Raw genomic sequence first — 12,234 nt, 5'->3', positions numbered from 1 at the left:
GCGCCGTGACGTCCACCCTCCTCGTCCTGCGGCACGCCAAGGCCGTGGACGGCGGGGACATGCCCGACGCGGCCCGCCCGCTGGCCCCGCGCGGACGCGCCGACGCGGCGGCGGCCGGCGACTGGCTGCGCGCGAACGGCCTGGTCCCGGGCGCCGCGCTGTGCTCCACCGCCGTCCGCACCCGCGAGACGCTGGACGCGCTGGCGATCGACGTGCCCACCGACTACGAGCCGCTGATCTACGACAACGACGCGTCCGTCCTGGCCCGGCTCGTCCGCGAGTCCGACGCGCCGGGGACGCTGCTGCTCGTCGGGCACAACCCGTCCGTGCAGCAGCTCGTGTTCGACCTCGCCGGCGAGGGCCCGGCCGCCTACCCGACCTGCACGCTCGCCGTGATCACGTTCGACACCGGCTGGCCGGACGCGTGGCCGGGCACCGGGACGCTGAAGACCGTCCGCACGGCCTGAAGCCTCAGGACGTCCGCAGCGCCGCGCCGATCAGCTCGGCCACGTCGTCGCGCAGCTCCCGCAGGGCGTGCCGCGTCCCGGACACCTGGACGAGCGCGTGCTGCAGCGGCGTCAGCTCGTCGCGCGGCGTGCCGCCCTCCACCTCGGCGCGGCGGCGGCGGGCGAGGCCGGACAGGTGGTCGTCCAGGTCGGCGAACTCCTCGTCCAGCCGGACCTTGGGGGAGACGTCCACGTTGTCCCGCTCGTCCATGATCGACGCGGCCTCGTTCAGCTCGTCGGCCAGCCGGTCCAGGATCTCCGGGATCGGCCCGGAATCGACGCTCTCCTCCCGCGACATCCGGCCGACCGCGATGAGGTGGTCCCGGATCCGGTAGGCGGTCCGCGCGACGCCGCGCAGCTCCCCGATCAGCTCGGTGTCGGGCACCCGCTCGTTCTCCAGCCGCCGCCGCGTGTCCGCGACGGACTCGATGGCCTTCTCCGCCGCGCGCAATGTGTCGGGCGCGACCGATCCCGCGCCGTCGCGCACCACCGCCGACGTCGCCCGGACGAGGTCGGCCTGCGTGCTCAGCACCTTCACCACCTGGACGGGCATCCGCTCGTTGAACCCCGGCGGCCACAGCAGCCGGACGGCCAGGAAAACGAGCACGCACCCGGCCAGCGTCAGCGCGATCCGCTCGGCGGCGACCGTCCAGCCCGAACGGGTCGAGAAGCTGAGCAGCATCATCGCCAGCGGCGTCCCGAACAGGCCCCAGAACGTGAAGTTCACCCGGCGCAGGCTGAACCCGACGGCCGCGAACGCGAACACGACGAACGCCGCGCCGAGCTGGTCGGGCGCGACGGCGAGCAGCACGGCCGCGATCGCCGAGCCCGCGACCGAGCCGCCGACGCGCTGGAGCAGGTTCGTGACCGTCTCGCCGTACGTCGTGCGGACGCCGTTCATGACCGTCAGCGTCAGCCACTGCCCGTGCCTGAGGTGCAGCGCGGCCGTGAGCGCCATCGCGACCGCCACCGCGACGGCGACCCGCGTCATCTGCCGGAAGCCGGGCGAGCGGGTGCGCAGCGCGCTGCCCGCGCGGTCCAGGACGGCGGCGGGCGAGATCAGCGGCAGCCGGGGCGGGCCGACCCCGACCCGGACGCCGGACGCCGCGATCCGCCGCGCCGACTCGACGTTCCCGATGATCCGGTCGACCGAGCCGCGGATCTGGGAGACGAGCGCGGCGGCGACCATGTCCTCGTCGCCGGCGAGGCTCGCGCGGCGGATCTCGTCCGTCCGCCGGACGAGCCGCCGCACCGCCGGGGACCCCTCCGCGCCGAGCGGGAACTCACCGCCGGACCGGACGGCCCCGCCGATCAGCCGCAGCCGTGCGGCGAGCGCGAGGATCGCCACGCGCGCCTCCAGCTCCCACTCTCGGCCGGGCGGACGGCGATCGGCGGCGTCGACGAGCGTCCGCAGCGCGACGGTCTCGTGCATGATGCGGCCGAGCGCCTCCACGAGCCGTTCCGGCCGGGACGGCCCGCCGCCCGCGGCGTAGTGCCCGAGCGTCGTGCGGGCGTTGCCGAGCGCTTCGCGGGCGGTGCGGCGGCGGTCGTCCCACGCCTTGGCCCGCGCGACGTCGGCGAGGTCGGACCGGACGGCGTCCAGCGCCCGCGTGTCCCGGTCCCCGATGTCGGCCGCGACGGTGTCCAGCGCGGCGGCGACGGCCTCGGCCGCCCCGCCGAGCGCGCTCCGCAGCGGCTTCAGGCGGCGCGCGGGCCACGGCGAGAGCAGCAGCAGCGCCACCCACACGCCGCCGATCAGCTCCACGACCCCGTTCAGGACGATGTGCGTGCCGGGCGGGCGGACGGCCGTGAGCAGCACCGTCAGCGCCGCCGTCTCCCCGATCCACCGGACGGTGCTGCCGAGCGCCACGATCACCGGCACGACCGCCGCCGCGACCCACGGGTGCCCGGCGAGGTTCCCGCCGACCGTCGCGCCGACCGCGACGATCAGCGCCGCGCCGAACAGGTTCTTGGCCTGCTTGCCGTAGGGGCCCTCGGGGCCGCGCAGCGCCACCAGGTAGGCGCCCTGGGCGAGGACGGACCCGAGCGCGGCCCGTCCGGTGAGCGCGCCCGCGACGAGCGGCGCCGCCATCGCGAACGCGACGGTCGGCCCGTAGAAGAACGCCGCGCCGCCCTCGAAGCGCGCGTACGCGTCCCGCACACGCTGGAGCACGCTCGGTTCACCCCCGGTCCGGGACGTACCCGGAAACCGGTGGAACGATCTTTCAGTGACCCTCGGGGTGCGGAGCGTCGTCGGCGGCGTCGGCCGCCTCGACCTCCTCGCGGGAGATGCCGAGCAGGAACAGGATCGTGTCGAGGTAGGGCACGTTGACGGCCGTGTCGGCGGCCCGCCGGACGACCGGCTTGGCGTTGTAGGCGATGCCGAGCCCCGCCGCCTGGAGCATGTCGAGGTCGTTGGCGCCGTCCCCGATCGCGACGGTCTGGGCGATCGGCACGCCCGCCTCGCGCGCGAAGCGCTCCAGCGCCGCCGCCTTGCCCGCCCGGTCGATCACCGGTCCGACGACCCGGCCGGTGAGCTTGCCGTTCTCGATCTCCAGCGTGTTGGCGGCCGAGTAGTCGATGCCGAGGTCGTCCACGAGGGCGTCGGTGACCTGGGTGAACCCGCCGCTGACGATCGCGAACTCGTAGTCCAGGCGCTTCAGCGTGCGCACCAGCGTCCGGGCGCCCGCCGCGAGCTGGATCTTGTCGCGGACCTCGTCGATCGCGGACGCGTCCAGCCCGGCCAGCAGCGCGACGCGCTCGCGCAGGGAGCCCTCGAAGTCCAGCTCGCCGCGCATCGCGGCCTCGGTGACCTTGGCGACCTCGGGCAGGCAGCCCGCGTGCTCGGCCAGCAGCTCGATGACCTCGCCCTGGATGAGCGTCGAGTCGACGTCCATGACGATCAGCCGCTTGGCCCGCCGGAACAGCCCGCCGTGCTGGACGGCGACGTCCACGCGCTGCTCCACGGCCTCCTGCGCCAGCTCGGCGCGCAGCCGGTCCGGGTCGGCGCCGGAGACGTGCATCTCGATGCAGGTCACCGGATAGTGCGCGAGCCGGTCGATGCGGTCGATGTTGGCGCCGCTCGCGGCGATGCGTCCCGCGATGCCCGCCATCGCGGCGGGCTTCAGCGGCGCGCCGAGGACGGTCACGTGCAGCCGGCCGCGTCCGCGCGGGAAGCCCTTGTCGCGCCCGGTGGACACCTCGACCTCCATGTCGAGGTCGGCGGCGACGCGCTCGGCGGCGTTCCAGACCCGTCCGATGTCGGTCCCGCGGGCGTAGGAGACGAGCACGCCGAGGACGAGACGGCCGCGGATGACGACCTGTTCCACGTCCACGACCGTGATCGGGAAGTCGGCGAGGGTGGCGAAGAGGCGCGACGTCACTCCGGGGCGGTCGCGGCCGGTGAGCGTGATCAGCAGCGTGCGCCGCTCTGATGCGTTCATGGCGATCTCCACGTTACCGGCCGCCGGGGACCGTCCGCGCAGCGTGTCCACCATGCGGACGCCGTCAGGGCAGCAACAGATTCGCGTCCCCGAACTCGTGGAACAGGTAACGCTCGGTGAGCGCGGCGTCGTAGACCCTGTCCAGCAAGGCGTTTCCGGCGATGGCGCGCAGCATCCGCAGGTGCGACGAGCGGGGTTCGTGGAGCCCGGTGAGCAGGCCGTCCACGATGCGGACACCGGATTCGGGCGTGACGAGATGCCGCGTCCAGCCCGAGCGGGCGCGGACGCGCCCGTCGGCCCCGGCCGTCTCCAGCGCGCGGACGACCGTCGTCCCGACCGCGATGACCCGTCCGCCGCGCGCCCGGACGTGCTCGACCAGCGCGGCCGTCGCCGCCGGGACCTCGTACGGCTCGGCGTAGGGCGGTTCGTGCGCCTCGGGGGACGCGACCCCGGTGTGCAGGGTCAGCGGTGCGATGAGCACGCCGCGTGACACGAGCCGGGTGACGATCTCAGGGGTGAACGCGCGGGCCGCGCTCGGCATCTCGGCGCTGCCCGCGCCCCGGTCCAGGGCGAACGCGGTCTGGTAGGCGCTGATGGGCCACTCGCGGTCCACGTACGGGTAGGCGATCGGTACGCCGTGGCGTCGCAGGTAGGGGACGACGTCGGTGGTCAGTCGCGCCTCCCACAGGCGGGGTGTGCGGCGTCGCAGCAGGGTGAGGGTCGCGCCGCCGGGCATCGGGATCCACTCGCCGGGGGTGCCGCCCCCGTACGGGACGCTGGACGTGCCGCGCCGGCAGCGCAGTTCCACCAGCCACGCTCCGTCACCGTCACCATCATCGGGTGCCGGGGTCGAGAAGTGGACCGTCAGCCGGTCGAGTCGAACGGCCGCCGGAAGCGTGGGTGAGACATTCACCACAAGGAGGTCGGCGGGCCGGAGCAGGTCCGGCAGATCGGTGAACGCGTGGTGGGTCACGGCCTGTTCGGAACGCCGTCCGACGAGCAGGCGGACGCCGTCGCGTCCCACGCCGCGCGCCTCGGGCGGCTCGTGCGCCTCCAGGGCGCCGGGCAGGGTGAAGGTGTCGGTCGTCATGAGGTCTCCAGTCGTCGTGCCGCGATCACCGCGAGGACCGCGACGGCCGTGCAGAGCAGGCCGGCCACCGCCAGCCCCGGCGCGAGCCGGGACCCGAAGGCCGACAGGACGGCGCCGGACGCGCCGATGAGCAGCGCGGACCCGAGCGTGTCCCCGATCTGGAGCGCCGAGCTGTGGACGCCCTGCGCCCCGTCCGGGGACGCGCCGAGCAGCAGCACCGACAGCGCCCCGGTCGCGCAGCCCATCCCGGCGCCGCCGAGCGCCCACACGGGCGCGACGGCCCAGCCCGACGCCTGCGCCGCGAGCGCCGCGCCCGCGACGCCCGCCGCGAGCAGGACCGCGCCGAGCACCGCGAAGAACGCCTGCGGCCGGGACGAGCGACCCTGGTACTGCGCCGCCGCCGACCACGCGATGGCCCCGGACGTCAGCGCGACGCCCGCCTGCGTGGGGCTGAACCCGTGCAGGCCGGTGAGCGCGAGGGGGATGAACGCGTTCGTCCCGAAGAACGCCCCGCCCATGAGTCCGCGCGCGAGGACGATGCTCGGCAGGCCGCGCCGCAGCCGCAGCGTCCCGGCGGGCAGCAGCCGGGGCAGCCCGAACCCGAGCCCGGCCAGGCCCGCGATCCCGAGCGGCAGGGCGCGCGGATGGTCCAGCGCGTACAGCAGCACGGCCGCGCCCGCCGCGACGGCCACCGCCGCCCCCGTCCGCCGCCGGTCCCGCGCGGGCGCCGACCGCCCGTCGCCCGTCGGCGCGGGGGGCAGGGTGCGCAGGGCCGGGACGAGGAGCGCCGCCGCCGGGACGACCAGCGGGATCAGCCCGAGGAACACCCAGCGCCAGCCCGCGTGGTCGGTGATCAGCCCGGCCAGCGCGGGACCGGCCAGCGACGGCACCACCCACGCCGCCGCGAGCGCCGCGAACACACGGGGCCGCAGCGCGTCGGGGTAGGCGCGGGCGATGAGGACGTAGAGCGCGACGAGCGTCGTCCCCGCCCCGAGCCCCTGGACCGCCCGGCCCGCGACGAAGACCGGCATGGACGGCGCCGCCCCCGCCGCCGCGAGCCCGGCCGTGAACAGCGCCAGGCCGGTCAGGACGGGCCGGGCGGGACCGCGCCGGTCCGTCCAGCCGCCCGCGAGGACGGTCGCCAGCAGCGTCGCGATGAGCGTCGCGCTGAACCCCCAGGCGTAGAGCGCGAGGCCGTCCAAAGAGCGCGCGACGGTCGGCAGCGCCGTCCCGACGGCCATCTCCTCGAACCCCAGCAGCGTCGTGACCAGCACGATCCCGGCCGTGGGCCCGCGGTGGCCGGCGGCGAGCAGGGGCGGTGCCGTGAGCGTCACGGTCTCTCCCGCAGCCCGGCGGCGCTGTACCGACCGCTCGGCGACCGATCGGCGACCAACCGCAGCAGGGCCGCCGCCGCGTGGTCGGGGGACGGCGCGGCGTCCGCGTCCTCGCCCGCCGCGCGCAGCATCGCCGTGTTCATCTCGCCCGGGTCGGCCCACCAGACGCGCAGGCCCGGCTCCTCGACCGCGAGGACGGCCGAGAGCTGGTCCAGCGCCGCCTTCGTCGCGCCGTAGCCGCCCCAGCCCGGATACGCCTCGCCCGCCGCGTCCGAGGTGATGTTCAGGACGGCCCCCGACCGCGCGCGCAACGCGGGCAGCACCGCCTGGACGAGCGCGAGCGGCGCCAGGACGTTCGTCGCGAACGCGTCCGCGAGGTCGTCCACCGGCTGGTCGGCGAGCGCGGGCAGCGGGACGGTCCCGAGCGTGCCCGCGTTGTTGACGAGCAGGTCGAGCCCGTCCGCCACCGCCGCCGCCAGCTCCGCCCGGTGCGCGGCGGACGCGACGTCGCCCGCGATCGCCGCGGCGCCCAGCTCGGCCGCCGCCGCGTGCAGGGCGTCCGCGCCGCGCGCGTCGAGCACCAGCCGCCAGCCGTCGCGCGCCAGCCCCCGCGCCAGCGCCAGGCCGAGTCCGCGCGAGGCGCCCGTGATGAGTGCGGTCCGTTGTGTCATGTCCTCGACGCTAGAAATCCGTGACCGTTTCCCGCATCGGCCGTCCGAGCCCCGTCTCGTCTGCCCTTGGTCGTAGGACCTGCGGACCACCCGGCGCCGGACACCGCGCAGCGAGTACGGTCGTTACCGAGGGGCATGAAGGGGGGCGTGATGGCCGAGCGGGACGCGAACGCGACGCTGCACGCCGTCAGTTCCGCCGTCCTCGCCGTCACCAGCCACCTGTCGGTGCACGAGGTGCTCCAGGTGATCGTCCGGGCCGCCGCGCGGCTGCTGGACGCCCGCTACGCCGCGCTCGGCGTCCCCGACGACGAGGGCTCGTTCGCCGAGTTCGTCGTCGCGGGGATCAGCGCCGAGCAGTGGGAGGCGATCGGCCCGCTGCCGCGCCAGCACGGGATGCTCGCCGCGATGCTCAGGGACGAGACCCCGCACCGCCTCTCCGACATCCGCGCCGCGCCCGAGTTCGAGGGCTGGCCGGTGGCGCATCCCGTGCTCAAGGACTTCCTCGGCGTCCGGATCACCGACGGCGCGGACGTCCTCGGCATCATCTTCCTGGCCAACAAGGAGTCCGGCGGCGGGTTCACCGCGGCCGACGAGGAACTGCTCACGCTGTTCGCCGCCCACGCCGCCATCGCGATGTCGAACGCGCGGCTGTACGAGCGCAACCGCGAGCTGACCGTCGTCGCCGAGCGCAACCGGCTGGCGCGCGAACTGCACGACGCGGTCGCGCAGAAGCTTTTCTCGCTCCGGCTCACCGCCCGCGCCGCCGCCGCGCTCGCCCCCCGCGACCCGGCCCGGTCGGCGGCCGAGCTGGCGCGGGTGGAGGAGCTGGCGGGCGAGGCGCTGGCGGAGCTGCGCGCGGTCATCTTCGAGCTGCGGCCCGCCGACCTCGCCGACGGGCTCGTCCCGTCGCTGCGCAAGCACGTGGACGTCCTGGACCGGGTCAGCGACGCGTCCGTCCGGTACACCGGCGCCACGGCCGTCGCGCTGACCGAGGAGCGCGAGACGGTCGTGTTCCGGATCGTCCAGGAGGCGCTGTACAACGCGCTCCGGCACGCCGACCCCGCGTCGGTCGAGGTGCGGCTCACCGCGGACGGTGGGGCGCTCGCGCTGGAGGTCGCCGACGACGGGACGGGCTTCGACCCCGCCACCGAGACCGGCGGCAAGAACGGCGGCGGCCTCGGGATCGCGTCGATGACCGAACGGGCCGCGTCGGTCGGCGGCGCGCTGACGATCGACGCGACGCCCGGAAAGGGCACGGTCGTCCGGCTGGAGGTGCCGCTGTGAGTTCGCCCGACCCCGTTGTGATCCGCGTGCTGATCGCCGATGATCATCCTGTGGTGCGCCAGGGGCTGCGGACGTTCCTCGGCGTCCAGGACGACATCGAGGTCGTCGGCGAGGCCGCGGACGGCGTGTCGGCGGTGACGCTGGCCGAATCCCTGAAGCCCGATATCGTGCTGCTGGACCTCAAGATGCCGGGCGCCGACGGACTCGCCGCGCTGACGGAGCTGCGGGCTCGGGGGGTTCCGGCACGGGTGCTCGTCCTCACGAGCGTGACGGAGCGAGGGCACGTGCTGCCCGCCGTACGGGCGGGTGCCGCCGGGTACCTCTACAAGGACGTCGACCCGATGGCGCTCGTCCAGGCGATCCGGGCCGTCCACGACGGGCACGTCCTCTTCGCGCCCGACGCCGCGGAGGCGATGCTCGGCGGCGGGGCCGGCGACGACCGCGGCCTGGCCGCGCTGACCGAACGGGAGCGGGAGGTGCTCGTGTGCATCGCACGGGGCGGGTCCAACCGGGAGATCGCACGCGCGCTCGTGGTCTCCGAGAAGACGGTCAAGACCCACGTCAGTAATCTGCTCATGAAATTGGGAGTGCAGGATCGGACGCAGGCGGCTTTGTACGCCGTCCGTCATGGGCTCGCCGGCGACTGATACAAACAACTTCCCTGACAGGATCGTCATCGAAATCGGTATGAACGTAGCAATCAGATACGCAGCAGGCAGCGACATCGGCTGCAGCCGGGAGAACAACGAGGACTCCGGCTATGCCGGTGCGCGGTTGATCGCGGTCGCCGACGGCATGGGCGGGTACGCGGGCGGCGAGGTGGCCAGCTCCACCGTCATCGGATCGCTGCGCTCGCTCGACACCGACGAGCGGACGGACGACCTCGTCGGGAGCCTCGGCCGTGCGGTGGCGGAGGCGAACGAGAAGCTGCGCATCGTGCGCGAGGAGCGGCCCGACCTCAGCCGGATGGGCACCACGCTGACCGCGATGCTCTGGGCCGGGACGTCCGTCGCGCTCGCCCACATCGGCGACTCGCGCGGCTACCTCCTGCGCGACGGCGAGCTGTTCCAGATCACGCAGGACCACACGATGGACGAGCTGCTGAAGGCCGAGGCCGAGCAGTCCGGCGGCACGGCCGACCCGGCGGAGACGTCGCGGCTGTCGCACGTCCTGTACCGGGTGCTGGACGGCCGCGACGACCGCGAACCCGACCTGCGGCTGCGCGAGGCCCGGCTCGGCGACCGGTACCTGCTGTGCTCGGACGGCCTGAGCGGCCCGGTGGACGCCCAGACGATCTACGAGGTGCTGACGGCCGAGGCCGAGCCCGCCGGGGCCGTCCGGCGGCTCATCGAGATCGCCCGCGACAACGGCGGCCCGGACAACATCACCGGCGTGGTCGCCGACGTGGTCGAGGCCGACCACCTCACCGAGCACTCGGGCCCCACCACCGTAGGCGCAGCCGCGCAGGCCTGAGCAGCCCGGCGCGCACCCGCGCCCGCACGAACGCGCGTGCGGGCCGATACCCCCTGTGTGACGTTCCGCACCGGTCGAGGAAGCCTCCCGGTGCGGCCCCGCCCCGCGCGCAGCCGCGCGTACCCGCGCGCTCACCGGCTCCGGAGTGACGGTGCGGGGTCCCGAGGCGAACGAGAACAGTGGGTGAAGTTCGCCCATGGCCGACGCGTTTGTCCTAGTGTGGACCCCCGGACGAGGCGGTCTCGGGGGAGATAACAGTCTGATCGCGGATTTTTCCCTGGGGTTGACCTCAGCCCGGACCAAGCAGATATACGGGTCACTGGACTCATGTCATCGAGGCGGAGGATGCGTTGGGGGGAGTGCCCGGGGCGACCGTGCGCGCCCGCGCGTCCGGCGGCGGTTTCGGCCGTGTCCTCGGCTCCGCGCGGCACGGCCCGAAAGGGACGGCGCTGCGCGTCGCGGTGATGGCGCTCGCCGCCGTCGGCGTGGCATGCGTCCACCGCGTCAACGACCCCGGCGTGCTCTGCCCCCTGCGGGCGATCACGGGGATTCCCTGCCCCCTGTGCGGCGGCACCACGGTGTTCATCGAGCTGGGCTCGGGCCGTCCGGTCCAGGCCGTGCTCGCCAACCCGGTGGCGTTCGCCGGCGCCGTCGGCCTCGCCGTCGCGCCGCTCGGGGCGGGAGTCCGGTGGTGGGCACTCCGGCCGGGGACCCGCGCGTGGATCCTCGGCGCAGCCCTCGTGGCGTCGGAGCTGTGGCAGCTCGCCCGGCTCGGGCTGTTGCGGGTCTGAGGCCGGCGCCGGCGGAAACCGGCCGGGCTCGCGGAGCCTTCAGGGCTCGGCGGACGTCACACCAACCACAGGGTCGAAACGACTAAGGAGCAAGTGTGGGCAACCCCTACGACCCGTACGGGCAGCAGCAGCCCGGCTACGGCCAGCAGCCCCCGCAGCAGCCGGGGTACGGGCAGCAGCCCGGGTACGGTCAGCAGCCGCCGCAGCAGCCGGGATACGGTCAGCAGCCGCCCCCGCCCGGGTACGGCCAGCAGCCCCCGCCGCAGCCCGGCTACGGCCAGCCCCCGGCCCCCCAGCCGGGCTACGGGCAGCCGCCCGCGCAGCCCGGCTACGGCCAGGAGGTCCATCACCACCACTACGGCTCGACGGGCCAGCTCGCCGAGTGGGGCAGCCGGGTCGGCGCGACGCTCATCGACGGCCTCATCATCGGTGCGCCGGTCGCCATCGTCTACTTCATCGGCAGCCTGCTCGCGGCCAGCGGCAGCGGAGCGGCCGGGGCGCTCGGCGCGCTGATCATCCTGATCGCGCTCGCCGGGTACGCCGCCGGGATGATCTGGATGATCTACCAGGAGGGCACGACCGGCCAGACCATCGGCAAGCGCCAGATGGGCATCCGGGTCGTCAGCGCGCAGACCGGCCAGGTGCTCGGCTTCGGCGGCGCGTTCGTCCGTCGCCTCGCGCACGTCGCCGACGGCTTCGCCTGCTACATCGGCTTCCTCTGGCCGCTGTGGGACGACCGCAAGCAGACCTTCGCCGACAAGATCTGCAACACGCTGGTCGTCCGGGCCTGACGGTCCGGAAGACGAACGGGGCGTCCGGCCGGACGCCCCGTTTCGCGTTTCTACGGGACGGGATCGAACGCGCTGTTGCAGGCCGCCACGAGCGCGCGCCGCACGGCGCCGTCCAGCATCCGCAGCGCCTGCTCGCGGCGGTGCATCGCGTCGGACGTGAGGCCGCGCGCCTCCATCCGCCGGGCCAGCGCGACGACCCGCGACAGCCGTCCGGCGAGCGCGGCGACGCGGTGCGCGCGGGCCGGGTAGCCGGGCGCCAGCGGATGGCCGTGCTGGCCGGGGTCGCGCAGGTCGGCGAGGGCGTCGGCGACCTGCGGCGGGACGCCGTCGACGTCGTCCACGGTCAGCAGCGCCTCGGTCGCGTCCCGCATCGCGAGCGTGAGGTGCCGGTCGGCCTCGGCGAGGGACGGGACGTCCGGCGGGGAGGGCGCGGCGTCGCACGGCTCCCAGCGGACCCCGACATAGGACGAGCCGCGCCGGTCCTCGGCCGGGACGAGCCCGATGGCCCGTTCCCCGAGCGCCGCGACGACCGCCGCGCCCGCGTCCACGGCCCGCGCGTTGAACGCCGGCGGGCCGGTCAGCCCGAGCGGGTCGCCGGGCGCGGGCAGCGCGAGCCGCAGCCCGGTCAGCCCGCCGACGCGCAGGTCGCCGAGGCCGCGCCGCAGCGGCGCCTCGGCGGGGGCGGTGCCGAGGAGCTGCGGTCCGGCGACGCGCTCGACGGCGTCCACGGCCTCGTCCAGGCCGACGTTGCCCGTCAGCCAGGCGTTGCCCCACGCGACCAGGGCGATGGCTGCGTCGTTCATGCCGTCCCCAAACAATCCCCTATGGGCATGCGAACCACCATAAGCGTT

Annotated in this window: 12 protein-coding genes; 6 read left to right on the top strand and 6 right to left on the bottom strand. The window is 74.9% G+C overall.

What is annotated here, in order from left to right:
- Window positions 1-5 precede the first annotated feature (5 nt).
- Window positions 6-467, top strand: a complete 462-nt coding sequence (locus GQ466_RS23410; protein WP_337193597.1) for a SixA phosphatase family protein — start codon at window positions 6-8, stop codon at window positions 465-467.
- A gap of 4 nt (window positions 468-471) precedes the next feature.
- Here the strand turns inward: GQ466_RS23410 and GQ466_RS32950 are convergent, their stop codons facing one another.
- From GQ466_RS32950 to GQ466_RS23385, 5 genes are all read right to left on the bottom strand, one after another.
- Window positions 472-2,679 (bottom strand): FUSC family protein, encoded by a 2,208-nt coding sequence (locus tag GQ466_RS32950; RefSeq protein WP_161105141.1) that lies wholly within the window; start codon window positions 2,677-2,679, stop codon window positions 472-474.
- 52 nt (window positions 2,680-2,731) lie between these two features.
- Window positions 2,732-3,949 (bottom strand): phosphoserine phosphatase SerB, encoded by a 1,218-nt coding sequence (serB, locus tag GQ466_RS23400; protein ID WP_161105140.1) that lies wholly within the window; start codon window positions 3,947-3,949, stop codon window positions 2,732-2,734.
- 64 nt (window positions 3,950-4,013) lie between these two features.
- Complete coding sequence (locus GQ466_RS23395) at window positions 4,014-5,039, bottom strand: S-adenosylmethionine:tRNA ribosyltransferase-isomerase (protein ID WP_161105139.1); 1,026 nt, start codon at window positions 5,037-5,039, stop codon at window positions 4,014-4,016.
- A complete protein-coding gene (locus GQ466_RS23390) occupies window positions 5,036-6,373 on the bottom strand; it encodes an MFS transporter (protein ID WP_337193596.1) in 1,338 nt (445 codons plus the stop codon). The genes GQ466_RS23395 and GQ466_RS23390 overlap by 4 nt, the downstream gene beginning before the upstream one ends.
- Window positions 6,370-7,044 (bottom strand): SDR family oxidoreductase, encoded by a 675-nt coding sequence (locus tag GQ466_RS23385; RefSeq protein WP_161105138.1) that lies wholly within the window; start codon window positions 7,042-7,044, stop codon window positions 6,370-6,372. Before GQ466_RS23385 ends, GQ466_RS23390 begins: the two co-directional genes overlap by 4 nt.
- A 150-nt stretch (window positions 7,045-7,194) precedes the next feature.
- Here GQ466_RS23385 and GQ466_RS23380 point away from each other — a divergent pair, with 150 nt between their 5' ends.
- The 5 genes from GQ466_RS23380 (at window position 7,195) to GQ466_RS32945 (ending at window position 11,383) form a co-directional block, all read left to right on the top strand.
- Complete coding sequence (locus GQ466_RS23380) at window positions 7,195-8,328, top strand: GAF domain-containing sensor histidine kinase (RefSeq protein ID WP_161105137.1); 1,134 nt, start codon at window positions 7,195-7,197, stop codon at window positions 8,326-8,328.
- A gap of 17 nt (window positions 8,329-8,345) precedes the next feature.
- Window positions 8,346-8,975, top strand: coding sequence for a response regulator (locus GQ466_RS23375; RefSeq protein WP_161105245.1), 630 nt, complete (start codon window positions 8,346-8,348; stop codon window positions 8,973-8,975).
- Between the two features lie 40 nt (window positions 8,976-9,015).
- A complete protein-coding gene (locus GQ466_RS23370; protein ID WP_202420966.1) occupies window positions 9,016-9,801 on the top strand; it encodes a PP2C family protein-serine/threonine phosphatase in 786 nt (261 codons plus the stop codon).
- Window positions 9,802-10,160: 359 nt separating this feature from the next.
- Window positions 10,161-10,592 carry a DUF2752 domain-containing protein gene (locus GQ466_RS23365; RefSeq protein WP_337193595.1) on the top strand — a complete coding sequence of 144 codons (432 nt, stop codon included), beginning with the start codon at window positions 10,161-10,163 and terminating at the stop codon, window positions 10,590-10,592.
- A 95-nt stretch (window positions 10,593-10,687) separates the two neighbouring features.
- Window positions 10,688-11,383 (top strand): RDD family protein, encoded by a 696-nt coding sequence (locus GQ466_RS32945; RefSeq protein WP_161105136.1) that lies wholly within the window; start codon window positions 10,688-10,690, stop codon window positions 11,381-11,383.
- A gap of 50 nt (window positions 11,384-11,433) precedes the next feature.
- Here GQ466_RS32945 and GQ466_RS23355 read toward each other — a convergent pair whose 3' ends face one another.
- Window positions 11,434-12,186 (bottom strand): hypothetical protein, encoded by a 753-nt coding sequence (locus GQ466_RS23355; protein ID WP_161105135.1) that lies wholly within the window; start codon window positions 12,184-12,186, stop codon window positions 11,434-11,436.
- Between the last annotated feature and the right edge of the window lie 48 nt (window positions 12,187-12,234).

This window comes from Actinomadura rayongensis (genome assembly GCF_009831215.1).
In the GTDB taxonomy this organism is placed as follows: domain Bacteria; phylum Actinomycetota; class Actinomycetes; order Streptosporangiales; family Streptosporangiaceae; genus Spirillospora; species Spirillospora rayongensis.
The sequence above is the reverse complement of the archived record's forward strand: the minus strand, read 5'-3'. Positions and strand labels throughout refer to the sequence as shown.